This window comes from Actinomadura meridiana, from assembly GCF_039537545.1.
Classification (GTDB): Bacteria; Actinomycetota; Actinomycetes; order Streptosporangiales; family Streptosporangiaceae; genus Spirillospora; species Spirillospora meridiana.
The window spans coordinates 491,560-517,972 of sequence record NZ_BAABAS010000004.1; the positions used below are offsets into that span (position 1 = coordinate 491,560).

The following is a 26,413-nucleotide window of genomic DNA, read 5'->3' on the forward strand; positions in this document are numbered from 1 at the left end:
CGGCGCGATGATCACCGGCGGAACGCCATGAGCGCGGCGCGGCCCATCGCGGGGCTGACGGCGGGGCTAGCGGCGGGCCGTGCCGCCGAGCATCAGGAACCGCTCCGGCTCGGCCACCGACTCGCCGTCGTCCGGGCGCCACAGCGGGACGTACACCAGGCCGGGGTCGAGCAGGTCCCAGCCGTCGAAGAACCGCAGGATCTCCTCGTGGGAACGCGACACCGCCGGGGAGCTGGCCCGGTCGTAGAGCTTCCCGATCGCCGCGGCCTTCCCCGGCCGCGCCTCGTGCGTGATGTGCGAGATGACCAGATGGCTGCCAGGCGCGCAGGCGTCCCGCAGGGTGGCGACGACCGCGCCGGGATCGTCGGCGTCGGTGAGCAGGTGCAGTGCCGCGACCAGCAGGAACGCGACCGGCTCGGACAGGTCGAGCAGGCCCCGCAGGGCGGGGTCGGCCAGGATGCCGGCCGGGCGCCGCATGTCGGCGCGCAGCACCGTGGCCCGGTCGTTGCCCGTCAGGATCACGCGGCTGTGCGCGACGGCCACGTCGTCGTTGTCGACGTACACCACCCGCGCGGACGGGTCGACGCCCTGCGCGACCTCGTGCACGTTGCCCTGCGTGGGGATGCCCGACCCGATGTCGACGAACTGGCGGACGCCCGCCTCGGCGGCGACGCGGACGGCGCGCCGCAGGAACGCCCGGTTCGCCAGCGCCAGCTCCCGCGCCTGCGGTTCGACGCGCAGCAGACCGGTGGCCAGTTCGCGGTCGGACACGAAATTGTGGTCACCGCCGAGCAGGAAGTCGTACACCCGTGCGACGCTGGGTCTCTGACCGTCGACTTCGGGTGGAATCCACTCAGAGCCCATGCATCCGTCTCCCTTTGACCGAGGGGCACCGTTCGCGGGAGGGACCCAGCGTACGCGGTTCCGCCCGGACGGGCCCGGCCTACCGGAACGGTGAACACCGATGTCCGAACGACTCCTCCGGCAGGCCGCGCCGGTGACCGTGCTGCTGACCCCGCAGGGCCGGATCACCGGATGGAGCGAGGGCGCCGCCCGCTTGTTCGGCCGTAGCCCCGGCGAGGCCGTCGGGACGCCGTTCACCGACCTGCTGGCCGAACTGCCGTGCGGGCCCGCCGCCGCCGGGCCGCTCCTTGACGCGCTCGGCCGGGCCGCGCGGGGCCGCCCCTGGACGGGCGTGCTGCCCCCGGACGACGGCGACGCGCCGGACGGCCGCGCGAACGGCGGCGCGGCGGGCACACCCGGACGCGCCGCCGAGGGCGTGACGGTGGCGTGCGAGCCGATGACCGTCGAGGGCGGCGACGTCGCCGTCGCGCTGACCGTGACCCCGCCGTGGGCCGGGGGCCTGGAACTGCTGACCGAGGCGGGCCGCCGCATCGGCTCCACCCTGGAACTCGACCTGACGGCCCGCGAGACGGTCGCGGTGACCGTCCCCCGGTTCGCCGACGCCTGCGCCGTGTACGTGCTGGAACGGCTCCTCGCCGACGACGACGGGCCCGCGCCCGAGGCGGACGGGTCGGCCGTCGTGCGCCGCATCGCGGTGACCTTCGCCGACGACGACCCGCGCGGCTGGGCCCGCGAGTTCCCCGTCAACGAGGTGATCGTCTACCCGCCGTCCACGCCGTACGCGCGGTGCCTGGCCACCGGCCGGATGGTCGAGTTCGGCGGCGACGCCGTCCAGGACACCCTCGCGCACCGCACCGGCCGCCTCATCGACGGGCTCCTCGACCATGTGTCGCTGCTGGCGGTGCCGCTGGTGGCGCGGGGGCGGCCACTGGGGTTCGCGGTGTTCAGCCGCAAACGCGGCCGCCCGCCGTTCACCGGGGCCGACACCGCGCTGGCCGCCGAGCTCGCCGCGCGCGTCGCGACGTGCATCGACAACGCCTGCCTGTTCCGGCGCGAGCACCGCACCGCGACGGCGTTGAAGGCGAGCCTGGTGCCCACCGCGATCGCCGCGCCGCCCGGGCTGGAGATCGCGCACCGCTACCTGCCCGCGGGCAGCGGCGTCGGCGGCGACTGGTACGACGTGGTGGCGCTGCCCGGCGGCCGGATCTCCGTGGTGGTCGGCGACTCGGTCGGGCACGGGGTCACCGCCGCCGCGGCGATGGGCCAGCTGCGGGTCGCCGCGCACACCCTGGTCGGCTGCCGGTTCCCGCCCGCCGAGGTGCTGGAGCGCCTCGACGCGATCGCGCAGGATCTGCGCGCCGCCCAGTTCGCGACCTGCCTGTGCCTGGTGTGCGATCCGGCGAACCGGCGCTGCGAGGTGGCGTCCGCCGGGCATCCGCCGCCGCTGCTGGCCCTCCCGGACGGGACGGTGCGGCACTTCGCCGTCCCGCACGGCCTCCCGCTCGGCGTGTCCGACCCGGCGCACCCGCCCGCGTACCAGCAGGTCCCGGCGGCGGTCCCGCCCGGCGCGACCCTCGCCCTCTACACCGACGGGCTGGTCGAGAGCCGCCGCCGCAGCGTCGACGAGGGCATCGCGCGCCTGGCGTCGGCGCTGGTCGCCTCGCAGTCGGCCGAGCTGGAGGACACCGCCGACGGCGTCCTGGCCCTGCTGTCCGACCAGCAGGGCCGGGACGACATCGCGCTGCTGCTCATCCGCCCCGTCTGACCCGGCGGGACGGACTGGCCCGGCGCCCTGGTGGCGCGGGACGGCCCGATGGCCTGGCGGCGCGGGACGGCGCGCCTGGGCTACAGGCCGGTGATCTCGTGATTCCTAAAACTGTCGACGAAAAACGCATGGTCGTCGCGGACGATGTCGGCGTAGCCGGTGCCGAACGCGACCATGGCCTCGACGAACGCCGACTCGTCCGGCCCGATGACGGCGTCGATGGCGTCCTCGACCTGGAAGCCGACCAGGGTGTGGTCGGAGTCGCTGTCGGACACGCAGTGCACCTTCGCGGTGGCGCGGCCGAGGTCGTCCAGGACCGACAGCATCTCGTCCGGCTCGGTGAGGCCGCCCCAGTCCAGGTCCTCCTCGTAGGGGGACAGTTCCTGGACGACGTAGCCGACGCCGTCGATCTGGGTGTGGCCGAGCCACGGGTCACTGTTGGCCTGCAACGCGCGGCGCGACACGGCCGTGCGGTGGCCGTGGTGCTGGAAGTACTCGGCGATGCGCGGGTCGTCGACGACTCGGCTGGGCGCGGCGACGTTGCCCTGCTTCATCGACAGCACGACGTCGTTCTCCAGCGCCTGCGTGTTGCCCTCGACCAGGATGTTGTACGCCGACAGCCCGGCCGACCCGATCCCGAACCCGGACGCGCCGACGATGTCCTTGATCTCGTAGGTGAGGCTGCCGAACCGCTTCTCGGCGGGGATGGTCGCCAGGTACTCCCGGTAGGCGGCCTCGACCTTGGCGCGTTCCTCGTCGCCGAGACGGCGGACACCGGCCCGGTCACGGAAGCGGCGGTCGGGGCCGTCCACGACCGTCATGCCCTCCAGCAGCCCGATGCGGGTGCCGCCCATCGCGGCGACCAGCACGTCCCGGACGTACCCGTCGGTGGTGTCGAGCGTCAACGCGAACTTCTCGTCGGTCCTGTCGTCCTCACCGTGCGCCGCGAACTTGCGGACCTGGTCGACATAGGCGCGCACGTAGGTCTCGATGAGCCGCCGGATGTCGGCGTCGGAGATCGCCTTCTGCCACGCCAGCAGCGCCAGGCTCGCCACGAGCCGCTTGACGTCCCAGGTGAAGTGCCCGACGTAGGCCTCGTCGTAGTCGTTGACGTCGAAGACGAACACGCCGTCGTCGTTCATGTAGGTGCCGAAGTTCTGCGCGTGCAGGTCGCCCTGGATCCACACGCGGGACGTGCGCTCGTCGGCCCACGGGTCGTCGTCGTGGACGATGTCGGCGTAGAACAGGCAGGCGCTGCCCCGGTAGAACGCGAACGGGTCGGAGGCCATCTTGCGGAAGCGGCGGCGGAACTCGGCGGGGCTGCGTTCCATCAGGTCCGAGAACGTCTCGACCAGGACGTCGACGATCTGCTTCTGCCGCGCCTTCGCGTCACGGCCGCGCAGATCCTCGATGATGCTCCCCATGCTGTCTCCCTCATGATCGTGCACCCCGCCGCTTCCGGGGCGTTCCCGATCATTGTGCCGAATCGCCGCCGGTCCGGGAGGTGAACAGCGCACGGACGCCCGGTTCCGACCGGACCAGGTCGAGCGCGGCGGCGGCGTGCCCGGGGACGTAGCCGTTCCCGATGAGCATCGTGACGTCGGCGGCCAGCCCCTCGGCGCCGAGCGCGGCGGCCGGGAACGACGTCGCCATCGAGAAGAACACGACGGTCCCGCCGGGCGCGGTCGCCAGGATCGCGCCGTGCTCGCAGCCCGGCACGTCGACGCAGACGACGGTCACGTCCACCGGTTCCCCGATGGCGGCGGCGACGGCGACGGGGTCGCGGGCGTCGGCGCGCACGACCGTGTCGGCGAGGCCGGTCGCGGCGAGCCGCTCCTCCTCCGCCGCGGTGGGCACCAGCCCGATCAGGCGGGACGCTCCGGCGCGGCGGGCGGCGGCCAGCGACAGGCAGCCGCTCTTGCCCGCCGCGCCCAGCACCGCGACGACGGGCCCGCCTTCATGGGACGCGACGACCCGGTGGGTGAGGGCGGGCGCGCCGCACACGTCCATCACGGCGAGGGCCAGCGGGACGGGCAGGTCATCCGGCAGCACGGCCGCGATGGACCGGGCGAACAGGATGGCGTGGCCCTCGGCGGGCACCTGCTCGGACCGGCCGTCCCAGCGGGCCAGCCCGTCGGTGATCGCGAGGGGCGTGAGGGTGAGGGAGACCAGGGTGGCGATCCGGTCGCCGGGCGCTAGGCCGAGCGGCGAGTCCGGGCCGACCGCGTCGACGACGCCGACGAGCATGCCGCCCGACCCGGTCACCGGGTTGTGCATCTTGCCGCGCTCGGTGACGATCCGCAGCACCTCGGCGCGGATCGCGTCCGGGTCGCCGCCGTGCGCGGTGTGCAACTGCCGGTAGGACGCGGCGTCCAGGTTGAGGCGCTCGACCGCGACGCGGACCTCGTCCGGACGGATCGCCGGGTCGGTGTCCAGCCGCAGCGCGGCCTGCGGCAGCACCCCCTGGGGCTCCAGTACCCGGTGCAGGCCCACGGCGGAGCCGTCACGCATCCCCATCCCCCACCCCTCCTTACGTAAGATATTCTGGATGCTACTGGTTTCAGCGAAAGTCTTCCCGTAACGTCGGCCTTATACAAGATTTTTATGCGACCTAGTGAGGCGAGGAGACGGTCGACCATGGCCACTGCTCTGCATCCGGACGCGGGCACCGCCCCGTCCGACGGGACCGAACCCCAGCCCTACGTCTACCGGCGGCGCCCCCTGGAGGAGCCCGACTGGCGGCGCCTGCCCGGATGGCGCGACGTCACCCGCGACGAGTGGGAGTCGGCGCAGTGGCAGCGCGCCCACTGCGTGAAGAACCTGCGGCAGCTCCGCCAGCTCATGGGCGACCTGCTGGACGAGCGGTTCTACGCCGACCTGGAACGCGACCAGGCCGAACGCGCCACGATGTCGATGCTGCTGCCCCCGCAGATGCTGAACACGATGGACGTCTCGTCCACCGACGCCTTCTACGCCGACCCCGTCCGCCGCTACATGCTGCCGGTGTTCAGCGACCGGCGCACCGACTGGCCGTCCCACCCGCACGCCGCCCGCGACTCGCTGCACGAGGCCGAGATGTGGGCGGTCGAGGGCCTCACCCACCGCTACCCCACCAAGGTGCTCGCCGAGATCCTGCCGACCTGCCCGCAGTACTGCGGCCACTGCACCCGCATGGACCTCGTCGGCAACTCCACCGCCAACGTCGACAAGCACAAGTTCACCGTCCGGCCGCCGGACCGGCTCGGCGCGATGCTCGACTACCTGCGCCGCACACCCGGCGTCCGCGACGTGGTCGTGTCCGGCGGCGACGTCGCCAACATGCCGTGGCCCCGGCTGGAGTCGTTCGTCGCGTCCCTGCTGGACATCGACAACATCCGCGACATCCGGCTGGCCAGCAAGGCGCTCATGGGCCTGCCGCAGCACTGGCTCCAGGACGACGTCCGCGCCGGAATGGAACGCCTCGCCACCAAGGCCCACGAGCGCGGCGCCCAGATCGCGATCCACACCCACGTCAACGCCGCGCAGTCGGTGACGCCGCTCGTCGCGAAGGCCGCGCGCGCGATGCTCGACACCGGGATCCGGGACGTCCGCAACCAGGGCGTGCTGCTGCGCGGGGTGAACGACTCCCCCGCCGCGCTGCTCGACCTGTCGTTCGCGCTGCTCGACGAGGCCGCGATCATGCCGTACTACCTGTACATGTGCGACATGATCCCCTACAGCGAGCACTGGCGGCTCGCGGTCTGGGAGGCCCAGGAACTCCAGCACGCGATCATGGGTTACCTGCCCGGCTTCGCCACCCCGCGGATCGTGTGCGACGTCCCCTACGTTGGCAAACGCTGGGTGCACCAGCTCGCCGGGTACGACCGCGAACGTGGCGTCTCCTACTGGACGAAGAACTACCGCACTGGCCTGGAGGCCTCCGACCCGGACGCGCTGACCCGCCGGTACGAGTACCACGACCCGATCTACACGCTTCCGGAGCGCGGTCAGGAGTGGTGGCGGGACCAGACCCAGGCCGCGTGAGATCGCGCCCACCGCCCGATGCCTTTACATTGTAGATCATTAAGCGGGACGCCTATGCTCGGACCGGTGACCTCCGATCTGACCTGCCGGTTCCCGCTCGGCGCGGCCGTCACCGCCGCCGCACTGGAGGACGACCCGCACCCCCATCTGGCGCGGCTGCGGGCCCGCGAACCGGTCTCCTGGCTCCCCGCGCTCGGCGGCTGGCTGGTGACCTCCCACGCGCTGGCGCTGCGCGTGCTCCGCGACGCCGAGACGTTCACCGTGGACGACCCCCGCTTCTCCACCGCGCAGGTCGTCGGGCCGAGCATGCTGTCGCTGGACGGGCCCGTCCACGCCCGGCACCGCGACCCGTTCGCCCGCCCGCTGCGTCCCGCCAGGACCCGCGAACGGTTCACCGCGTTCGTCGAGGCCGAGACGGCGCGGCTCGTCGACGGCCTCGCCCCGGCGGGCCGCGCCGAGCTGCGCGGCGAGCTGGCGGGGCCACTGGCCGTCGCGGTCGTCACCGAGGCCCTCGGGCTGGACGGGGTGGACGCGGCGACCGTCCGGGCCTGGTACGGCGCGTTCGTCGACGCCGTCTCGGCGATCACCGCCGGTGGCACGGCACCGCCCGCGGCGGGCGAGGCGTACGAGCTGCTCACCGCCGCCGTGGAGGACGCGATCCGCGCGTCCCGTCCCGACTCGCCGCTGGCCGGGGCCGCGCGGGACGAGGCGGGCCTGACCACGGCGGAGGTCGTCGCGAACGCCGCGATCCTGATGTTCGGCGGCATCGACACCACCGAGGGCATGATCGCCAACGCGGTGCTGCACCTGCTCGAACATCCCGACCAGCTGCGGCTCGTGCTGGCCGACCGCGAGCTGCTGCCCGCCGCGATCGAGGAGTCGCTGCGGATCGAGCCGTCCGCGTCGGTCCTCGACCGGTACGCCACCCGTGACGCGGACCTCGGCGGGACGGCCGTGCGCACCGGTGACCTCGTCCGCGTGTCGATCGCCGGGGCGAACCGCGACCCGGCGGTGTTCGCCGACCCCGACCGCTTCGACGTGCGGCGGAGCAATGTCGCCGACCATCTGGCGTTCGCGCACGGCCCGCACTTCTGCTTCGGCGCTCCCCTGGCCCGGCTGGAGGCGCGCACCGCCCTCACCGCGTTGCTGGACCGGCTGCCCGGCCTCCGGCTCGACCCGTCCCGCCCGGCGCGCCCGCACGGCCTCGTCTTCCGCAAGCCGATGTATCTGCATGTCCGGTGGGACACCTGACCCTCCCCGTTATGGGAGCATTTGCGAATGATCGTGGAACGCCAGGTCGAACTGCGCTTCGGAGTCGAGAGCCGGGAAGCGGAGACGCACACCAATCTGTCCGCCGTACGCCAGGACGGCCGCTGCCTGTGGGTGGCGGGCGACGAGACCGCCACCATCGAGCGGCTCACCGCCACCGTCGACGCCGACGGCCGCGTCACCGGCTACGACGCCCAGGCCACGATCGCGCTGGCCGACCTGGTGCCGCTGCCCGCCGGGGCGGACGAGGAGGCCGACATCGAGGGCCTCGGCCGGTCCAACGGCTGGCTGTGGGCGGTCGGCTCGCACAGCCTCAAGCGCAAGAAGATCAAGCCGGGGCAGAGCGACGCCAAGTCCCGCAAGCGCCTGGCCACGGTCGTCCGCGAGGACAACCGGTACATCCTGGCGCGGCTCCCCCTGGTGACCGGCGACGACGGGCTGCCCCGCGTCGTCCGCGAGGACGGCGACCGCACCGCCGCCGTCCTCGGCCTGGACGGCGACTCCATCACCGACCTGCTCGCCGACGACCCGCACCTGGCGCCGTTCCTGTCGATCCCGAGCAAGGACAACGGCATCGACATCGAGGGCGTCGCCGCGCACGGCGACCGCCTCTACATCGGGCTGCGCGGGCCGGTGCTGCGCGGCTGGGCGGTGCTGGTCGAGATCCGTCCCGGTGCGGATCCGAGCGACCCGCGGAAACTGCGGCCCCTGCCCGTCGGCGACGGCAGGGACCTGTACCGGACGCACTTTCTCGACCTGCGCGGCCTCGGCATCCGCGACCTGTGCCCGCACGGCGACGACCTGCTCGTCCTCACCGGCCCCAGCATGGACCTGGACGGCCCGGTGCGGGTCGTGCGGTGGCGGAACGCGGCCAGGACCGACGCGGCCGAGATCGTCCCCGCCGGCGAGCTGGAGGTGCTGGGCGACCTGCCGCACGGCGACGGCGACGACCACGCCGAGGGCATCGCCGTCCTGGACGAGGGCCCCGGCACCCGCGTCCTGATCGTCTACGACAGCCCGTCGCCGAAGCGGCTCACCACCGGCGGCGGTGTCCTCGCCGACGTCGTGACCCTCCCCGGGTAGTCGCGCCGAGTGGTCGTGGCGCGAACTTTCGGGTCGCGTCCGGCGTCGAAGAGGTGGAGGGCGGGCGGAGAGCCCGCGCGCCCCCATGCCACGGCCATTTCTGGACAGCCGACGATGGGGACTGGATACTCACGACTATGGACGGTCAGCCCTCATTCCCGGTGAGAGCGTCCGACACGGAACGGGATCGCGCGCTGCGCGCCCTCAGCGACCGCGTCGCCGAGGGCCGGATGTCGGACGAGACGTTCGAGCGCCGCGTCGACCAGGTGTTGCGGGCCCGCAGCCAGGCCGAGCTGGCCGACATCGTCCACGACCTGCCGCCCGGCAACCGGGTGATCAACCGGCTGACCGGCATCGTGTCGTCGTTGTCGCAGGTGACGGCGCGGATCGAGGCGGCCTGGCGGGCGCCGCGGCTGCCCCGCTTCACGCTGCCGCCCGGTGACCTCCGGCGCATCGTCGTGGGCCGCGCCCCCGGCTGCCAGTTCGTCCTCACCGACCTCACCGTCTCCCGGTTCCACGCCGAGATCTACCGCGCCGACGAGGGCTGGATGATCTCCGACCTCGGGTCGATGAACGGCACCCGCGTGAACGGGTGGCGGCTGACCGGCCCGTCGCGCGTGCGGCCCGGCGACGAGGTCGGATTCGGCAACTCCAGCTTCATCGTCACCGCGCCCTGATTCGGCCGCGGGTGTTGACGTGATCGTTAAGAGTCCTTACTTTTGCCCTCCATAGTTAGGAAACCTTCTTAACGCGGACTCTCATCACGGAGGCGCCGTGCCGGCACCCGTCCCGGGGACGCCCAGCCTGCTGCGGGCGATCAACGACCGCGCGGCGCTGGAGGCGCTGCTGGACCGGGGGCCGCTGACCCGGCCGCAGATCTCCGACCTCACCGGGATCTCCAAGCCGACCGCCTCGCAGCTGCTGGTGCGGCTGGAGGCGGCGGGGCTCGTCGTCCGGGACGGCATCCGGGAGGGCCTCCCGGGACGCACCGCCGGGCTGTACCGGATCAACGGGTCCGCCGCGCACGTAGCGGGCGCCGACGTCACCCCGGCGCGGATCCGCGTCAGCGTCGCCGACCTGGAGGGGACCGTCGTCGGCGAGTACACCCTCCCGACCCCGGAGCGCACCGGCGTGGACGTCGTCGCCCGGATGGCCGCCGCGCTCGACGGCGCCGCCGCCGCGGCCGGGCTGGACCGGACCGGCCTCGGCCGCGCCGTGATCGGCATCCAGGGCGCCGTCGACCCCGCCACGGGACGGCTCGGCTACGCCTCCCACATCCCCGGCTGGCACATCCCCGACCTGGTCGCGACGCTCGGCGGCGGCCTCGGCGTGCGGATCGCGATCGAGAACGACGTCAACCTCGCCGCGCTCGCGGAACGCGCGCGGGGGCAGGCCGCCGGGGCCGGGGACTTCGTGCTGCTGTGGGTCGCCGACGGCGTCGGCATGGCCATCGTGCTGAACGGCGCCCTGCACCGCGGCGCGACGGGCGGCGCGGGCGAGATCGGCTACATGCCCGCCGTCGGCGCCCCGCTGATGCGGGACGTGCGCCGCACCCACACCGGCGCCGTGCACAGCCTCACCGGCGGCGCCGCCGTCCTGAAGCTGATGCGCGAGCACGGGTTCCGCGGCCGCGACGCCGCCACCGCGCTCGGCCGCGCCGCCGCCGACGTCGGCACCACATCTACCGGGGCGCGGCGCACCGCCACTGACGCGGGGGCCCGCGCCGAACGGGCCCTCACCGAACTGGCCACGCGGCTCGGCGTCACGCTCGCCACCGTCGTGGGCGTCCTCGACCCCGCCCTCGTCGTGCTCACCGGAGACGTCCTGCTCGCGGGGGGTGAACCGCTCCGGGACCGCGTCGAGCAGCACCTGCACAGCCTGACGATCCCCCGCCCCGGGGTGCGGCTCAGCACCGTCCGGGGCAACCCGGTCCTGGCCGGGGCGCTGCAACAGGCGCTCCGGGAGACCCGCGACGAGATGTTCTCCAGCACCGTCCCCTAGAGCCCCCGTCCCCTGACGACCGCGACGGCCGTCCCACCCCTGAAGGAGAACCGGAGTGCCTCCCACCACCATCACGCGCCGGGTCACGGCGGCACTGGCCGCCGTGACGCTCGGCCTCACCGCCGCCTGTACGGCGGGCAGCGACGACTCCTCCAGCGGGGGGCCGAAGGCCGACGAGAAGCAGACCATCGAGGTCTGGCACGGCTGGAACGCCCCCCACGAGGTCAAGGCGTTCGAGGACGCCGTCGCCGGGTTCAACAAGATCCACCCCAACATCACCGTCAAGCTCGTCAAGGGCCAGACCGACGAGCGCATCACCAACGCCATCCGCGGCGGGAACCCGCCGGACGTGGTGTCGTCGTTCACCACCGACAGCGTCGGGCAGTGGTGCAAGAGCGGCGCCTGGCAGAACCTCGGCCCCTACATCGCCAAGTCGAAACTGGACCTGAACCAGTTCCCGCAGGCCGTCCAGCAGTACACCGAGTACAAGGGCACCCGGTGCGCGATGCCGCTGCTCGCCGACGCCTACGGCCTCTACTACAACAAGGCGCTGATGAAGGGCGAGCAGCCGCCGAAGACGATGAGCGAGCTGACCGCGCTGGCCAAGAAGCTCACCGTCCGCAACCCCGACGGCACCATCAAGGTCGCCGGGTTCATGCCGTCCGCGCAGTACTACGAGCACCAGGCGCAGCACCTCGCGTCCCAGTTCGGCGTGACGTGGCTGGACGGTCAGGGCAAGGCGAACTTCGCCAACGACCCCGCCTTCACCGAGTACCTGAAGTGGAACAAGGAGCTCATCGACTGGTACGGCTACGACAACGTCAAGAAGTTCCTGCGGTCGCTGGGCCAGGAGTTCGAGGCGTCCAACCCCTTCCAGAAGGGGAAGGTCGCGATGGCCGTCGACGGTGAGTGGCGCACCAAGTTCATCCAGGAGGAGGCGCCCAAGCTGGACTACGGCACCGCGCCCGCGCCGGTCTCCGACTCCCGCGCCACCGCGTACGGGGGCGGGTTCGTCATCGGCACCGTCATCGGGATCCCGCGCGGCGCCAAGCACGCGCAGGCCGCCTGGGAGTTCCTCAACTACCTCACGACCAACACCGACGCGCTGGTCACGTTCGCCAACGCGCTGGGCAACGTCCCGTCCACGATCGCGTCGCTGTCGTCGCCGAAGCTGACGCTGCCGCCGCAGTTCAAGACGTTCCTGGACGTGTTCAAGCACCAGGCGAGCACCACCACCCCGCCCACGCCGAACGGCAACGACTACGTGGTGCGGTTCCAGAAGTTCGTCCAGGAGGAATGGGAGCCCGGCAAGGTCGGCGACCTCAAGCCCGCGCTCACCAAGCTCGACGGCGAGGTCGACGACGCGCTGAAGCTCGCCGGGGGCTGATCCGTGACACCCGGCTCACTGCGCCTCCCCTTCACCGGCGGGACGCGGACCGGGACGGCGGCGGCGCGGGCGCGCCGCCGCCGGCGGCTCCGCGTGCTGGCGTTCCTGTCTCCGTGGCTGGTCGGTTTCGGGTTGTTCTTCGCCTACCCGCTGGCCGCCACCGTCTACTTCTCCTTCACCCGCTACAACCTGTTCACGCTGGAGTACGTCGGGTGGGACAACTACTCCTACCTGCTGCGCGACGACCAGGCGTGGGAGGGAATGCGGAACACGCTGTGGCTGGTCGTGGTGCTGGTGCCGCTGCGGGTCCTGTTCGGGCTCGGCGTCGCGCAGCTCCTCACCAAGATCAAGGCGGGTGGGGGCGTGCTGCGCTCCATCCTGTACCTGCCGTACCTGATCCCGCCGGTGTCGGCGACCGTCGTGTTCGTGTTCCTGCTGAACCCCGGCACCGGCCCGGCGCAGACGATCACCGACCGGCTCGGGATCTCGCTGCCCGACTTCTTCAACGAGGCGGCCTGGGCCAAACCGGGGCTGGCCCTCCTCGCGGTCTGGGCGGTCGGCGACGTCATGATCATCATGCTGGCGGCGCTGCTGAACGTGCCGCGCTCGCTGTACGAGGCGGCCTCGATCGACGGCGCGGGCGCGTGGCACCGGTTCCGGCACATCACTCTGCCGACCATCTCGCCCGTGCTGGCGTTCTCCGCCGTCACCGGCGTCATAGAGACGTTGCAGTACTTCACGCAGCCGATGGTGGCGGGGAAGGTCGCGTCCGGGCGCGCGGACCTGCCCGGCACCCAGTACGCGCCCGGCTACCCGGACGGGTCCACGCTGACCCTCCCCCAGACCCTGTACGACCAGGGGTTCCGGCAGTTCAACATGGGCTACGCCTGCGTCCAGGCACTGGTGATCTTCGCTGTCGCGATGGTGTTCACCCTTTTCCTGCTCCGTAGGTTCCGTGCCTTTGCTGGTGAGGAGGCCCGATGAGCCACTCAGCCTCGTTGAGGGCGGGCGGCAGGGGCCGCCGGATGTTGTTGTGGGTCGCGGTGCACGCGACCGCCGTCGCCATCGCCGTGATGTTCCTGGCGCCGCTGGTGTTCATGGCGTTGACGGCCGTGATGAGCGACCGGCAGGCGCTGAGCGACGACCTGTGGCCGCGTGAGTGGCACTTCGGGAACTTCGTCGACGTGTTCAGCGGCGACATGGTCCGCTGGACGGTCAACAGCCTCGTGTACGCGAGCCTGTCGACGGTGTTCATGCTGGTGTCCAGCGTCCCGGTCGCGTACGCGCTGGCCCGGTTCCGGTTCCGCGGCCGCAACGCGGCGTTCGTCGTGGTGATCTCGGCGATGATGCTCCCGCCGCAGGTCACGATGGTGCCGCTGTACATCGTGTGGGCGCGGCTCGACCTGACCGGCACGCTGTGGCCGCTGATCATCCCGCAGCTGTTCGGGGACGCGTTCTCCATCTTCCTGCTCCGCCAGTTCCTCGTGACGATCCCCGGCGAGTACGCCGACGCGGCCCGCGTCGACGGCTGCGGGGAGCTGCGCACGATGCTGCGGGTCGTCCTGCCGATGGCGAAACCGGCGCTGGCGGCGGTCGCGCTGTTCCAGTTCTTCTACTGCTGGAACGACTACTTCCGGCCGCTCGTCTACGCCGACCCCGACCACTGGACCCTCGCGATCGGCGTCGCCACGTTCCGCCAGGCGCACCGCGTCGAGTGGAACCTCACCATGGCGGCGACGCTCCTGACGATCCTGCCGGTGCTGATCGTGTTCTTCCTCGCCCAGCGCGTGTTCATCCAGGGTGTGACCTTGACGGGAGTGAAGGGTTGAAGCTGACTGTCATCGGGGGTGGGTCCACCTACACCCCGGAACTCGTCGACGGGCTCGCGCGGGCGCACACCGCGTTGCCGGTGTCGGAGCTGGTGCTGCACGACCCGGACGCCGAACGGCTCGGGCTCGTCGGCGGCGTCGCGGCCCGGATGCTGGCCCGCGCGGGGCATCCCGCGACCGTGACGACCACGTCCGACCTCGACAAGGCCGTCGCCGACGCGACGCTGGTGCTGGTGCAGTTGCGCGTCGGCGGGCAGGCCGCCCGCCACGTCGACGAGACGCTCCCCCTGGAGTGCGGCTGCGTCGGGCAGGAGACGACCGGAGCCGGCGGGCTCGCCAAGGCCCTGCGGACCGTCCCGGTCGTCCTGGACATCGCCGCCCGCGTCGCCGACCTCGCCCCGAACGCCTGGATCGTCGACTTCACCAACCCGGTCGGCATCGTCACCCGCGCGCTGCTGGACGCGGGCCACCGCGCGGTCGGGCTGTGCAACGTCGCGATCGGGTTCCAGCGGCGCGCGGCCGCGTTGCTGGACGTCCCGGCCGACCGGGTGAGCCTCGGCCACGCCGGCCTCAACCACCTCACGTGGGTGCGGTCGGTGCTGCTGGACGGTCAGGACGTCCTGCCGCACATCCTCGCCGACCATCCCGACGACCTGGCGAAGCTGTCCGGGATGCCCGCGCAGTTCCTGCGGGGGCTGGGCGCCGTCCCGTCGTACTACCTGCGGTACTTCTACCAGCACGACCGTGTGGTGGAGGAGCAGCGGGGCGCGCCGTCGCGGGCCGAGCAGGTCGCCGCGCTCGAACGCGACCTGCTCACCCTGTACGCCGACCCGGCGCTGGACACCAAGCCCGCGCGGCTGGAGGAACGCGGCGGCGCGTTCTACTCCGAGGCCGCCGTGCAGCTCGCCGCGTCCCTGCTGACGGGACGCGGGGACGCGCAGGTCGTGAACGTCCGCAACCGGGGCACGCTCCCCTTCCTGGACGACCGCGCGGTCATCGAGGTCCCGGCGCGGATCACCGCGTCGGGGGCGGTGCCGCTGCCCGTCCCGCCCATCGAGCCGCTGTTCGCGGGGCTGATCGCGCACGTGTCCGCCTACGAGGAGCTGGCGCTGGACGCGGCCCTGCGCGGCGGCGTGGACCGTGTCGCCGCGGCGCTCCTCGCGCACCCCCTGATCGGGCAGACCGACGTCGCCGACCGTCTCGCCCGCGACCTGGTGGCCGCCAACCGCGCCCACCTCCCCTGGGCCGTGTGATGGACGTCGACGAGAAGACGCCGGGCGGCGTGCTGGTCGCCGTCGACGGCGGCAACAGCAAGACCGACGCGGCCGTCGTCGGGTCCGGCGGGGAGCTGCTCGCCACCGTCCGCGGCGACGGGTTCCGCCCGCAGACCACCGGGCTGGACGCCGCGCTCGACGCGCTGTCGGCCGTCATCGACGCCGCGCTGCGCCGCGCGGGCGCCCTGCCCGGAGAGGTGACGCACCTGGCCGCCTACATGGCCAACGTGGACCTGCCCGGCGAGGAGGAACGTCTCCAGAAACTGCTGCTCAGCCGGGGCGCGGCGGCGAACGTCGCCGTCGGCAACGACACGTTCGCGTTGCTGCGCAGCGCCGTCACGGCGGGCTGGGGCGTCGCCGTCGTGTGCGGGGCGGGCATCAACTGCGCGGGCGTCGGGCCCGACGGCCGCACCGCCCGTTTCCCGTCGCTCGGGCACCACACCGGCGACTGGGGCGGCGGCGGTTCGCTGGGCCGCGCGGCGCTGTGGCACGGCATCCGCGGAGAGGACGGACGCGGCCCCGAGACGGCGCTGACCGGCGCGGTCGCCGCCTATTTCGGTGTCGCCCGCGCCATCGACGTCGGTCTCGGCATCCATCTCGGCGAGTTCGACGAGGGCCGCCTCACCGAACTCGCGCCCGTCCTGCTCGACGTCGCCGAGGACGGCGACGCCGTGGCGCGCGAGGTGGTGTCCCGGCTCGCCGACGAGGTCGCGGTGCTCGGGTCGGTGGCGCTGCGCCGCCTGGACCTGCTGGACGAACCGGCCGACGTCGTCCTCGGCGGCGGGGTGCTGGCCGCGCGCCGTCCGCTGCTGATGGACGCCGTCGCCGCCCGCTACGCCGACCTCGCGCCCCGTGCCCGGCTCCTCGTCCCCGAAGACCCCCCGCTGCTCGGCGCCGCGCTCCTCGCCCTGGACCACACCGGCGCCCCGCCCGCCGCCCACGACACGCTCCGCACCGGATTCCGCCGGCCCGGCTGACGTTCTTCAGAGCGGGGGGCGGCGCGACTCCCAGGGCGTACTGAGGACGACCGTCGTCCGCGTCGCGACGTTCGCGGCGGCGCGGATCTTCTGCAGGAGGTCCTCCAGCTCGTTGGGGGACGCCACGCGCACCTTGAGGATGTAGCTCTCGTCCCCCGCCACCGAATGGCACGCCTCGATCGCCCGCAGATGGGCGAGGCGGTCGGGCGCGTCGTCCGGCGCCGCCGGGTCGATCGGTTTGATCGAGATGAACGCGGTCAGCGGCAGCCCGATCCGGGTACTGTCGAGCTGGGCGGCGAACCCGGTGATGACCCCGCGCTTCTGTAGCCGCCGCACGCGCTGGTGGACCGCCGACACCGACAGGCCCGTCTCCTTGGCCAGATCGGTGAAGCTCATCCGCCCGTCGTCGGCCAGCAGCGCCATGATCTGACGATCGATCTCCTCCACGCGGGAAATCTAGCGCGCCGGGGTCGCTGCCCGGGCCCACTCAGGTCACGGATCGGCCTTATCTGCGCGCTTCGGGCCGATTCAGCGGCGCTGGGCGCGCGGGGGCCCGCAGCTGCCGCGCACGACCAGCTCGGTCGGCAGCAGCACCGGGCCCGCCCGGCCGCGCCGTCCCGGCTCGCGCAGCAGCAGCTCGCAGGCCCGGTAGCCGATGTCGCGGCCCGGCCGGGCGACGGCGGTCAGCGGCGGGTCGCACAGCTCCGCCCACGCCACGTCGTCGACCATCGCGATGGACACGTCCGCGGGCACCCGAAGGTCCAGCTCGCGGGCCACCAGGACGGCGGCCTCGCCGAGCAGGTGCCCGGCGGCCAGGACGGCGGTCACGTCGGCGCGGCGCTGGAGCAGCCCGGCGGCGGCCGCGTAGGCGGCGTCGCGGGCGGGCCGGGCCGCGACGACCAGGTCCTCCTCCACCGGCACGCCGAGCTGGGCGAGGGTGTCGCGGAACGCGCGCTCGCGCACCCGCGCGGAACCGCCGGGCGCGGCGCCCAGGAACCCGATGCGGCGGTGCCCGAGCCCGGCGAGGTACTCGGTGAGGGACCGGACGCCGCCCGCGTCGTCGGCCAGGACGGACGGCACCCCCGGCACCCTCGGTGGCCCCGCCAGGGCGCGTCCGGCGAACACGACGCTGGAGCAGACCCGGGCGGCGGCGCGCCAGTCGGCCTCGTCCCCGGCGGGCATCGCGATGATGCCGTCCACCCGCTGCTCGGTGAGCCGCTCGACGATCTCGGCCTCGCGGGCCGGGTCGCCGCCCGCGGCGTCCACGATGACGTGCTCGCCGAGGGTCCGGGCGCAGGCCAGCACGCCCGCGACCAGCTCCGCGCAGAACGGGTCGGTGACGTCGGGGACGACCAGCCCGATCCCGCCGCTGCCGCCCGTCTTGAGGCCGCGGCCGAGGGCGCTCGGCCGGTAGTCCAGCGCACGGGCCGCGGCGAGCACGCGCTCGCGGGTGGCGGCGCTGACCGAGCCCGCCCCGGAGAACACGCGTGACACCGTCGCGATGCCGACGCCCGCCGAGGCCGCCACGTCCTTGATCGTCGCGGGTCGCCCGTCCGTCATGCCCCGATTCGCCCCCTCTGTTGATCTTCTTCCGATCCTAGCTGCCATGAAAACGTTTCCATGATGTTTACTCCACTTATTGGGCAAAACCCCTGCTCGACAGGGGCTACTGGAAACGTTTCCATGAGAGGTTCCGATGGCGAAGATCGTGCTGGACCGGGTCGACAAGGTGTACGCCGGCGGCGTCAAGGCCGTGGACGGCCTCAACCTGGAGATCCGCGACGGCGAGTTCATGGTGCTGGTCGGCCCGTCCGGCTGCGGCAAGTCCACCGCGCTGCGCATGATCGCCGGGCTGGAGGAGATCACCGACGGGAAGATCTCCATCGGCGACCAGATCGTCAACGACCTGGCCCCCAAGGACCGCGACATCGCCATGGTCTTCCAGAACTACGCCCTCTACCCGCACATGACCGTCGAGCAGAACCTCGCGTTCGGCCTCAAACTGCGCGGCACGCCCAAGTCCGAGATCAAGCAGAAGGTCCACGAGGCCGCCAAGATGCTCGGCCTTGAGCAGTTCCTGTCCCGCAAGCCCGCCGCGCTGTCCGGCGGCCAGCGCCAGCGCGTCGCGATGGGCCGCGCGATCGTCCGGCAGCCGCAGGCGTTCCTCATGGACGAGCCGCTGTCCAACCTGGACGCCAAACTCCGCGTGTCCATGCGCGCCTCCCTCAGCCAGCTGCACGAACGGCTCGGCGTCACCACCGTCTACGTCACCCACGACCAGGTCGAGGCGATGACGCTCGGCTCCCGCGTCTGCGTCCTGCGCGAGGGACGCCTCCAGCAGGTCGACACGCCGCAGCGGCTGTTCGACAACCCCGTCAACCTGTTCGTCGCGGGCTTCATCGGCTCCCCCGCCATGAACTTCGTCTACGCCGACCTCGTCACCGGCGACGGCGGCGTGCACGTCGCGTTCGCCGGATACAAGATGCCCGTGCCCGTCCCGGTCCTGAAGGAGAAGCCGGGCCTGCGCGACTACGTCGGCCGCAAGCTCATCCTCGGCATCCGCCCGTCCGACTTCGAGGACGCCTCCCACGCCGCCGCCGACTGGGCGCCGATGTCGGTCCGCAGCACCGTCACCGAGGAACTCGGCAGCGAGATCAACGTCATCTTCACCATCGACGCCCCGCCCGTCGACCACAAGGACACCGCCGACCTCGCCGACGACGCCGCCGACGGCGACGGCGACATGGCCATCCCCCTCACCGACAACCGCGCCCTCTGGACGGCCCGCGTCAACTCCCGCTCCCGCGTCCGCCCCGGCCAGCAGGTCGACCTGGGGGTCGACACCCGCCGCCTGCACTTCTTCGACCCCAACAGCGGGCTAGCGCTGTAACACCCAGGGGGGCGACCCCCTGGAACCCCCGTCGCGACGCAGGCGATCCTCACGCCGTTGTCACGCTTCTTGGGGCCTGTCGCGGTTCGTTTGCGTCGCTGCGGTCGCCTGCGTCGACGGGTTGGGCGGTTCCGGCGCTGGGGCGCCGGAACCGCCCAACCCGTGCCGCCGGTCACGGTTAACCCCACGGTGGCTGGGCTCGACGCCACGGTGGTTGAGGTTCAACCCCTCATGGTGGTTGCGGCTTGACCAGGGGTGCTGGAGGCTCGGTCACCTGGTGGTTGCGGTTCAATCTCCTTGGTGGTCGGGGCTCTGTGGTGGGTGGGTTAGCTGATGATGGTCAGGGTGTGGTGGGTTGTGTTCATTGGTTCGTGGCCGTCCTTGGTGCAGACGACTATGTCTTCGATTCGGGCGCCGTGGGGGCCTGGGTAGATACCTGGTTCGATGGAGAAGGCCATGCCCGGCTCCAGGGGTTCCAGGTTGCCCTCGACGATGTAGGGGTCCTCGTGGGACTCCAGGCCGATGCCGTGGCCGGTGCGGTGGAAGAAGTGTTCGCCGTAGCCGGCGGCCGCGATGACGTCGCGGGCCGCCGCGTCCACCGCCTCGGGCGTCGTGCCAGGTCGGACGGCCTCGCACGACGCCCGTTGCGCCGCCTCCAGCACCTCGTAGTACGCGCGGTAGGCCGCGGGCGGCTCACCGACGCAGTAGTTGCGGGTGGAGTCGGAGCAGTAGCCGCTGGGCATCGTCCCGCCGATGTCGACGACGACGGGCTCGCCCGGACGGATGACGCGGTCGGTCAGCTCGGCGTGCGGGTTGGCGCCGTTCGGGCCCGATCCGACGATGACGAAGTCGACCTGGGCGTGGCCCTCGGCGGTGATCGCCTCGGCGATGTCGCGGCCGACCTCGCGTTCGGTGCGTCCGGCCTTGAGGTAGTCGGGGACGCGGCGGTGCACCCGGTCGATGGCCGCGCCCGCCTCGCGCAGCGCCGCCACCTCCGCCGGGCTCTTGCGCATCCGCAGGTCGCGCAGCACTCCCCCGGCCGCGATCTGTTCGGCGCCGGGCAGCGCGGCGCGGAAGCGCAGCGCCATCACCGCCCACATCCGGTCCGCCACGCCGACCTTGGCGACGCCCTTCGGGAGCCGGGACGCGACCAGCGCGTACGGGTCGTCGGTCTCATCGCACGCGACCATCTCCACGCCGAGCGCCCCCGCCGGGGACGCCTGCGCGGCGGGCAGCTCCAGCCGTGGGACGACCAGGAACGCCTCGCCGTCCGACGGGACCACCAGGCAGGTGAGCCGCTCCAGCTCCTGGGCGTCGTAGCCGGTGACATACCGCAGGTCGGCGCCGGGTGTCAGCAGGACCGCCCCGAGGCCCGCCCGCGCCGTCGCGTCCCGCACCAGGCCGAGCCGCTCGCGCGGATACAACTCCATCGTCACATCCGTCTCCGTTCTACCGATCATTTCGCGGGTACCAGGATCGCAGGAACGTTCCCGCGTCGCCTCCCCTGCCCGCGTGACACCATGTGGCACATGAGCGGGCTGATGCTGCTGGACACGCCGTCGTTGTATTTTCGCGCCTTCTTCGGCGTGCCCGAGTCGGTCACCGCGCCGGACGGGACGCCGGTGAACGCGGTCCGCGGGCTCGTCGACATGATCGCGCGGCTCGTCCAGGACCGGGGGCCCGAGCGGCTCGTTTGCTGCATGGACGCCGACTGGCGGCCCGAGTTCCGGGTGGCGGCGCTGCCGTCCTACAAGGCGCACCGGGTGGCCGACGACGGCGGCGACCAGACGCCTGACACGCTGGAGGCGCAGCTGCCGATCATCGACGCGGTGCTGGACGCGGTCGGGCTGGCGCGGGTGGGCGTCCCCGGGTACGAGGCCGACGACGTCATCGGGACGCTGGCGGTGCGGGGCGCGGCCGACGGCGCCGTCGACATCGTGACCGGCGACCGCGACCTGTTCCAGTTGGTCGACGACGGCGGCCCGGTCGCCGTCCTGTACACGGCGCGGGGCATCAGGAACCTCCAGGTGATGGGTGAGAAGGAGGTCGCGGCCAAGTACGGCATCCCCGGCCGCGCCTACGGCGACTACGCGACGCTGCGCGGCGACCCGAGCGACGGGCTGCCCGGCGTTCCCGGCGTCGGCGACAAGACGGCGGCGGCGCTCGTCACCCGGTTCGGGTCGGTGCCGGGGATCCTCGCGGCGCTCGACGCGGGCACCGACGAGGGCTTCCCGGCGGGGGCGCGGCGCCGGATGGAGGCGGCACGGGAGTACCTCGCCTCCGCCGAGACGGTCGTGCGGGTCGTCACCGACATCGACGCGCCGGAGCTGGCGGCGCTGGACGACCGGCTCCCCACCGGCGCCCGCGACCCGGAGGCCCTCGTGGCGCTCGCGGACCAGTGGAACCTGTCGAGCCCCGTCAACCGGTTGCTGAACGCCCTGGCCCGCTGAACGCGATGCAATTTTCGTCAAAAGTGTCAGGTGACACAGACACGGGGGTCTTCGGCGTGCAGCATCACTCCCAGTGAGGGGTTCTCATTGGGATGAAGGCAGTGCGCCGCCGCGGGACGGGTTGATGACGCCCGTTCTCGTGGCGGCCGCATGAGCGACCGGTACCCGTGGCGCTGGGCCTCACCGCCCCACTCCTCCCAACTGCCGCGGGTGCCGGTTCACCCCAGCCCGCGAACCGGAGACCCGCGACGTGACCGAGCCGACCATCCGCCCCACGTCGTCGGCCGCGCGTCCCCCAGACCCCGGCGACGCGTTCTGGGACGCGCTGAACACCACCGAACGCGCGGCGCTGCGGGCGGTCGCGCGTCCCCGCAGGTACGCGCCCCGGACGCCGCTGTGCTACCAGGGCGACGACTCCGACCACATCATCATCATCGAGTCGGGGTGGACGAAGGTGACGTCCGCCAGCGAGGACGGCCGCGAGGTGGTGCTGGCCGTGCGCGGCCCCGGCGACCTGGTGTGCGAGAGCGCGGTGCTGGGGCGCCGGGAGCGGTCGGCGACGGTGACGGCGCTCACCCCGCTGCGCGCGCTGGTGGTGCCCGCCGCGCGCTTCACCGGCTTCCTGGACGCCCATCCGGGGGTGTGGCGGCTGGTCAGCGGCACGTTCGTGCGCAGGCTGGACGACGCCTCGCGCAGGCTCCAGGCGCACGTGTCGGCGCACGGGGCGCGGCGGCTGGCGATCCTGCTGTCCGATCTCGCGGACCTGTCGGCGCGGCACGGGGCGCGGGACGCGGGCGGCGGCGTCCCGATCGGTCCCCCGCTGTCGCAGGAGGAACTCGGCAGCTGGATGGACGCCTCGCGGGAGACCGTCGCACGCGCCCTCGGGACGCTGCGCGCGGAGGGCCTGGTCCGGACCGGCCGCCGCAAGATCGTCGTGATGGACCGGGCGGGACTGCGGGAGTTCACGCGTCCCCCGGCCGACGCCTTTACATTGTAGATCACGTAAAGACGGCGGCGACCTCGGGGATGCGGTCGACGTAGCCGTCCAGGAGCCGCCGTCCGGTCGACACCGAGTCGACCAGGGGGTGCAGCGCGAACGCTTTCGCGGCGTCGGCGCGTGAGCCCGTGAGCGCGGCGTTGATCGTGAGGCGTTCGACGGCCTTGACCTGCTGCATCAGCCCCGTCTGGTGCAGGTCGGGTTGGGTGGGCGGGAGCGGGTGGACGCCGCGCGCGTCGACCAGCGTCGGCACCTCGATCACCGCGTCGGCGGGCAGCGCGGGCACGGTCGTGCCGTTGCCGACGTTGAGGATCATGGTGGCGGGTTCGTCGCGGGCGATGGCGGCCATGGCGCGTACGGCGACGCCCGCGTAGCCCTGGTCGAGCGGGTCGACGCTCTGGTGCTCGGCCTGGTCGTCGTCCCTCATTTCGGCCATGTAGGTGGCGTTGCGGGATGCGACGGCCTCGCGCCACCGTTCCATCGCCGCCCGGCCCGATGTCCGGTCGGTCTGTTCGTAGAACGTTGTCTGCTGGGCGGCCAGGTACTCTCCCCTGGTTTGTGGGGCGTCCAGGGTGGCGCGTACCGCCTCGCGGTTGAAGTAGTAGTAGTACAGGTATTCGTTGGGGATCGCGCCGAGGTCGCGGAGCCAGTCGGGGCCGAACATCGCGCTCTCCTCCAGGGAGCCGAGCAGGGCGTCGTCGGCGAGGACGGCGGGCAGCACGTCCGTCCCGTCGCGCAGGACGCGGCGCGTCCACCCGAGGTGGTTCAGGCCGACGTAGTCGAGCCGCAGCGCGGCCGGGTCGAGGCCGAGGGCGGCGGCGACGCGGACGCCGAGCCCGGACGGCGTGTCGCACACCCCGAACACCCGGTCGCCGAGGACCCGCCGCATCGCCTCGGTGATCATCCCGGCGGGGTTGGTGAAGTTGATCACGTGCGCGTCCGGCGCGAGGGCCTTGATCCGGTGCGCGACGCGGGTCATGACCGGGACGGTGCGCAGGCCGTAGGCGATGCCGCCGGGCCCGGTGGTCTCCTGGCCGAGGACGCCCAGGTCGAGCGCGATTCGCTCGTCGCTCACCCGGCCCGCGGTGCCGCCGACGCGGATCGCGGCGAACACGAAATCGGCGCCGTCCAGGGCCTGGTCCAGCCCGGTGGCGGTGATCACGGTCGGCGCGTCCCCGGGGCTCTCGTCGGCGAGGGCGCCGAGGATCGCCGCCATGACCCGCAGGCGGCCGGGGTCGGAGTCGTGCAGCCAGACCTCGTCGATCCGCGGGGTGCCCCGGTCGCGCAGCAGCGCCTCGTACACGTGCGGCACCCGGAACCCGCCGCCACCGAGAATGACCAGCTTCATGGGGCAATCGTGCACCATGGAGGGGTGACGCAGGTTGTTGAGGGCGGGTACGCCGGGGAGTTCGGGGCCGGGGCGCGGCTGCGGTCGCTGGCCGAGCTCGTCGCCGAGGGCGACGTGGTGGTGCTGAGCGGCGCGGGGCTGTCCACCGAGTCGGGCATCCCGGACTATCGCGGGGAGACGGGGCGACGGCGGCGGGCCGAGCCGATGACGTACCAGACGTTCACCGGGTCGGCCGTGGCGCGGCGCAGATACTGGGCGCGGAGCCATCTGGGGTGGCGGCACATCACGGCGGCCCACCCGAACACGGGGCACCGCGCGGTCGCGGAGTTGCAGCGGCGCGGGCTGGTCTCGGGGATCATCACCCAGAACGTCGACGGCCTGCACCAGGCCGCCGGGGCACGGGACGTGATCGAGCTGCACGGCGCGCTGTCCCGGGTCGTGTGCCTGGCGTGCGGCGACCGGTCGGCGCGAGAGCGGCTGGACGAGCGGCTCCGGGCCGCGAACCCGGGCTGGGAGGCGCGCGCCGCCGACGCGGGCGCGGTCAATCCCGACGGTGACGTGGTCATCGGCGACGCGGACGCCGAGACGTTCCGGGTCGTGGACTGCGAACGCTGCGGCGGCGTCCTGAAGCCCGATGTGATCTTCTTCGGGGAGAACGTGCCGCCGGGCCGCGTCCAGGACTGCTACGCCCTGACCGAGGGCGCGGGCGCGCTGCTGGTGCTCGGTTCGTCGTTGACGGTGCTGTCGGGGTACCGGTTCGTCCGGCGCGCGGCCGAGCACGGCGTCCCGGTGGGGATCGTCAACCGGGGCGCGACCAGGGGCGACGAGCATGCCCTGGTCACCTTGGACGCCCCGCTCGGCGCGACGCTCCAGGCACTGCTCGGCGAGCTGGACGACCGGGTCAGCTGACCAGGGAGGTCGCGGCGGGCGCGGGCGACGGCGGCCGGTTCCCGGCGCCGGGCGCGGGCGCGCCGGTGACGGCGGGCGGGTCGGGCAGCGTGTCGCCGGTGACGAACCCGGTGCCCTCCAGCAGCGCCAGGTGGCCGTCGACGACGGTCGCGCACTGCCGGGCGAACTGGCGGACGAGGGTGTTGCGGGTGCTGGCGCGGACGGCGGCGATCCGCGCGTAGAGCAGGCCCTGCGCCGTCCGCAGCCGCGCCACGGCCGTCTTGTCGTACTCGGTGCCGGACTTGCCGGTGATCTCCGACGTCCAGGCGTGCTGGTCGGCGGTGGGCTGGTCGGGCAGCGCGACGTTCACCCGCGCGGCGGTCTCCCGGGTCAGGTCGTCGAGCCGGGCGTCGCGGCGGGCGATCTCGGTGAGGGCGCGGCGGGTGGCGGGACGCGCGGCGCGGCGGGCCGCCTCCCGGCCGAGGGGGATCTCCCACAGCACGGCCCGCCGCACGTCGGTGATGAGGAGCCGGTCGGCGGGTCCGAGCGGCCCCCACGGGGTGGTGACGGTGGACTGGGCGGCGTTCTCCGCCGTGACGCCCGGGGGTTGCGCTCCCCCGTCGGTCGACTGGCGGCCGAGGGCGGTACAGCCGCCGAGCAGCAGCGCGGCGGACAGAGCGGCGGACAGAGTACACGCGGCGGTGGGGGTGGGCCGGGGTGTTCGCATCCTCCGCCGTCCTTTCCGGTCGTGGGAGGGGCGTCACCCGGGCTGTACGCGCGTCGCGGCGGCGGGGTTCGACGGCGCCGACGAGGCGGCGCGGGCGGGGTCAGGTCCAGCCGAGGGGGGCGAGGCTGGTCGCCTGGGGTTCGCCGCCCGCCTCGGTGAAGGCGCGCAGCGCGGCGACGAGGGCGTGGCGGTGGGCGGGCGGCATCCGCGCGACGATCTCGGTGATGCGGGCGCGGCGGCGGGCGGTGACGTCGTCGACGATGCAGCGTCCGGCGGCGGTGAGCTCGATGCGGACCTCGCGGCCGCTGTCGGGGCTGGCCTTGCGGTCCACGAGCCCGGTGGCGGCGAGCCGCTCCGCCATCCGCGTCGCGGTGGACGGGTTGACCCCGAGCAGCGCGGCGAGCGTGACGAGCTTGAGCGGCCCCTGCGAGGACAGCACGACCAGCAGCCGGAACTGCGGCAACGTGACGGTGCCCTCCACGGCGGCCAGGGACCGCGCGGAGATCGCCACCAGCAGCCGAGACGCGGTCAGAACCGCCGCGGCGACCTCGTCGACGCCGTGCGCGTCGTCGGCGGGGGCGGCCTGGTCGCTCATGACGACTTTCTACAGCGCCGCGAGCCCCGCGCGCCAATAATCACCA

Annotated in this window: 24 protein-coding genes; 15 read left to right on the forward strand and 9 right to left on the reverse strand. The window is 72.9% G+C overall.

The features are described 5' to 3' along the window. Positions 1-66: 66 nt before the first annotated feature. Positions 67-864: an SAM-dependent methyltransferase gene (locus tag ABD808_RS06385; RefSeq protein WP_344891270.1), complete on the reverse strand. Its 798-nt coding sequence runs from the start codon at positions 862-864 to the stop codon at positions 67-69. A gap of 100 nt (positions 865-964) precedes the next feature. Between ABD808_RS06385 and ABD808_RS06390 the strand changes: the two genes are divergently transcribed. Then, positions 965-2,629 carry a SpoIIE family protein phosphatase gene (locus ABD808_RS06390; RefSeq protein ID WP_344891273.1) on the forward strand — a complete coding sequence of 555 codons (1,665 nt, stop codon included), beginning with the start codon at positions 965-967 and terminating at the stop codon, positions 2,627-2,629. Positions 2,630-2,709: 80 nt separating this feature from the next. Here the strand turns inward: ABD808_RS06390 and ABD808_RS06395 are convergent, their stop codons facing one another. Both ABD808_RS06395 and kdd read right to left on the reverse strand, forming a co-directional pair. Beyond that, positions 2,710-4,053, reverse strand: coding sequence for a DUF2252 domain-containing protein (locus tag ABD808_RS06395; protein WP_344891276.1), 1,344 nt, complete (start codon positions 4,051-4,053; stop codon positions 2,710-2,712). 49 nt (positions 4,054-4,102) lie between these two features. After that, positions 4,103-5,146: an L-erythro-3,5-diaminohexanoate dehydrogenase gene (kdd, locus tag ABD808_RS06400; RefSeq protein WP_344891279.1), complete on the reverse strand. Its 1,044-nt coding sequence runs from the start codon at positions 5,144-5,146 to the stop codon at positions 4,103-4,105. Between the two features lie 120 nt (positions 5,147-5,266). Here kdd and ABD808_RS06405 point away from each other — a divergent pair, with 120 nt between their 5' ends. From ABD808_RS06405 to ABD808_RS06450, 10 genes are all read left to right on the forward strand, one after another. Beyond that, positions 5,267-6,652 (forward strand): KamA family radical SAM protein, encoded by a 1,386-nt coding sequence (locus tag ABD808_RS06405; protein ID WP_344891282.1) that lies wholly within the window; start codon positions 5,267-5,269, stop codon positions 6,650-6,652. A 66-nt stretch (positions 6,653-6,718) separates the two neighbouring features. Then, on the forward strand, positions 6,719-7,903 hold the full coding sequence (locus ABD808_RS06410) for a cytochrome P450 (RefSeq protein WP_344891285.1): 1,185 nt from the start codon (positions 6,719-6,721) through the stop codon (positions 7,901-7,903). A 27-nt stretch (positions 7,904-7,930) separates the two neighbouring features. Beyond that, the gene (locus ABD808_RS06415; RefSeq protein ID WP_344891288.1) at positions 7,931-9,004 is read left to right on the forward strand and encodes a DUF3616 domain-containing protein; all 1,074 of its coding nucleotides are present in this window, start codon (positions 7,931-7,933) and stop codon (positions 9,002-9,004) included. A gap of 137 nt (positions 9,005-9,141) precedes the next feature. Next, complete coding sequence (locus tag ABD808_RS06420; protein ID WP_344891291.1) at positions 9,142-9,681, forward strand: FHA domain-containing protein; 540 nt, start codon at positions 9,142-9,144, stop codon at positions 9,679-9,681. Positions 9,682-9,778: 97 nt separating this feature from the next. After that, positions 9,779-11,005 (forward strand): ROK family transcriptional regulator, encoded by a 1,227-nt coding sequence (locus tag ABD808_RS06425; RefSeq protein ID WP_344891294.1) that lies wholly within the window; start codon positions 9,779-9,781, stop codon positions 11,003-11,005. Positions 11,006-11,060: 55 nt separating this feature from the next. Next, a complete protein-coding gene (locus tag ABD808_RS06430; protein ID WP_344891297.1) occupies positions 11,061-12,392 on the forward strand; it encodes an ABC transporter substrate-binding protein in 1,332 nt (443 codons plus the stop codon). 3 nt (positions 12,393-12,395) lie between these two features. Further along, a complete protein-coding gene (locus tag ABD808_RS06435) occupies positions 12,396-13,376 on the forward strand; it encodes a carbohydrate ABC transporter permease (RefSeq protein ID WP_344891300.1) in 981 nt (326 codons plus the stop codon). Next, entirely contained in the window at positions 13,373-14,221 is an 849-nt protein-coding gene (locus ABD808_RS06440; RefSeq protein ID WP_344891303.1) for a carbohydrate ABC transporter permease, read from the forward strand. Before ABD808_RS06435 ends, ABD808_RS06440 begins: the two co-directional genes overlap by 4 nt. Further along, positions 14,218-15,474, forward strand: a complete 1,257-nt coding sequence (locus ABD808_RS06445) for a 6-phospho-beta-glucosidase (protein ID WP_344891305.1) — start codon at positions 14,218-14,220, stop codon at positions 15,472-15,474. The genes ABD808_RS06440 and ABD808_RS06445 overlap by 4 nt, the downstream gene beginning before the upstream one ends. Next, entirely contained in the window at positions 15,474-16,472 is a 999-nt protein-coding gene (locus tag ABD808_RS06450) for an N-acetylglucosamine kinase (protein WP_344892853.1), read from the forward strand. Before ABD808_RS06445 ends, ABD808_RS06450 begins: the two co-directional genes overlap by 1 nt. A 6-nt stretch (positions 16,473-16,478) precedes the next feature. Here ABD808_RS06450 and ABD808_RS06455 read toward each other — a convergent pair whose 3' ends face one another. Continuing rightward, positions 16,479-16,919, reverse strand: a complete 441-nt coding sequence (locus ABD808_RS06455) for an Lrp/AsnC family transcriptional regulator (protein ID WP_344891308.1) — start codon at positions 16,917-16,919, stop codon at positions 16,479-16,481. A gap of 81 nt (positions 16,920-17,000) precedes the next feature. Beyond that, positions 17,001-18,032 carry a LacI family DNA-binding transcriptional regulator gene (locus tag ABD808_RS06460; protein ID WP_344891311.1) on the reverse strand — a complete coding sequence of 344 codons (1,032 nt, stop codon included), beginning with the start codon at positions 18,030-18,032 and terminating at the stop codon, positions 17,001-17,003. A 136-nt stretch (positions 18,033-18,168) separates the two neighbouring features. Between ABD808_RS06460 and ABD808_RS06465 the strand changes: the two genes are divergently transcribed. After that, entirely contained in the window at positions 18,169-19,362 is a 1,194-nt protein-coding gene (locus tag ABD808_RS06465; RefSeq protein ID WP_344891314.1) for an ABC transporter ATP-binding protein, read from the forward strand. A 326-nt stretch (positions 19,363-19,688) separates the two neighbouring features. On the opposite strand, the gene ABD808_RS06470 is transcribed toward ABD808_RS06465, so the two are convergent. Beyond that, positions 19,689-20,792: a M24 family metallopeptidase gene (locus ABD808_RS06470; protein ID WP_344892857.1), complete on the reverse strand. Its 1,104-nt coding sequence runs from the start codon at positions 20,790-20,792 to the stop codon at positions 19,689-19,691. 99 nt (positions 20,793-20,891) lie between these two features. Here ABD808_RS06470 and ABD808_RS06475 point away from each other — a divergent pair, with 99 nt between their 5' ends. Together ABD808_RS06475 and ABD808_RS06480 are read left to right on the forward strand one after the other, a co-directional pair. Continuing rightward, positions 20,892-21,812: a 5'-3' exonuclease gene (locus ABD808_RS06475; protein WP_344891317.1), complete on the forward strand. Its 921-nt coding sequence runs from the start codon at positions 20,892-20,894 to the stop codon at positions 21,810-21,812. A 250-nt stretch (positions 21,813-22,062) separates the two neighbouring features. Further along, positions 22,063-22,809 carry a Crp/Fnr family transcriptional regulator gene (locus ABD808_RS06480; protein WP_344891320.1) on the forward strand — a complete coding sequence of 249 codons (747 nt, stop codon included), beginning with the start codon at positions 22,063-22,065 and terminating at the stop codon, positions 22,807-22,809. A gap of 1 nt (position 22,810) precedes the next feature. Here ABD808_RS06480 and ABD808_RS06485 read toward each other — a convergent pair whose 3' ends face one another. Beyond that, positions 22,811-24,157: a 6-phospho-beta-glucosidase gene (locus tag ABD808_RS06485; RefSeq protein ID WP_344891323.1), complete on the reverse strand. Its 1,347-nt coding sequence runs from the start codon at positions 24,155-24,157 to the stop codon at positions 22,811-22,813. Between the two features lie 24 nt (positions 24,158-24,181). Between ABD808_RS06485 and ABD808_RS06490 the strand changes: the two genes are divergently transcribed. Beyond that, a complete protein-coding gene (locus ABD808_RS06490; protein ID WP_344891326.1) occupies positions 24,182-25,066 on the forward strand; it encodes an NAD-dependent protein deacetylase in 885 nt (294 codons plus the stop codon). Here the strand turns inward: ABD808_RS06490 and ABD808_RS06495 are convergent. Both ABD808_RS06495 and ABD808_RS06500 read right to left on the reverse strand, forming a co-directional pair. Further along, on the reverse strand, positions 25,059-25,772 hold the full coding sequence (locus ABD808_RS06495; RefSeq protein ID WP_344891329.1) for a DUF4142 domain-containing protein: 714 nt from the start codon (positions 25,770-25,772) through the stop codon (positions 25,059-25,061). The genes ABD808_RS06490 and ABD808_RS06495 overlap by 8 nt on opposite strands. 100 nt (positions 25,773-25,872) lie before the next feature. Further along, on the reverse strand, positions 25,873-26,367 hold the full coding sequence (locus tag ABD808_RS06500; protein WP_344891332.1) for a MarR family winged helix-turn-helix transcriptional regulator: 495 nt from the start codon (positions 26,365-26,367) through the stop codon (positions 25,873-25,875). Positions 26,368-26,413 lie beyond the last annotated feature (46 nt).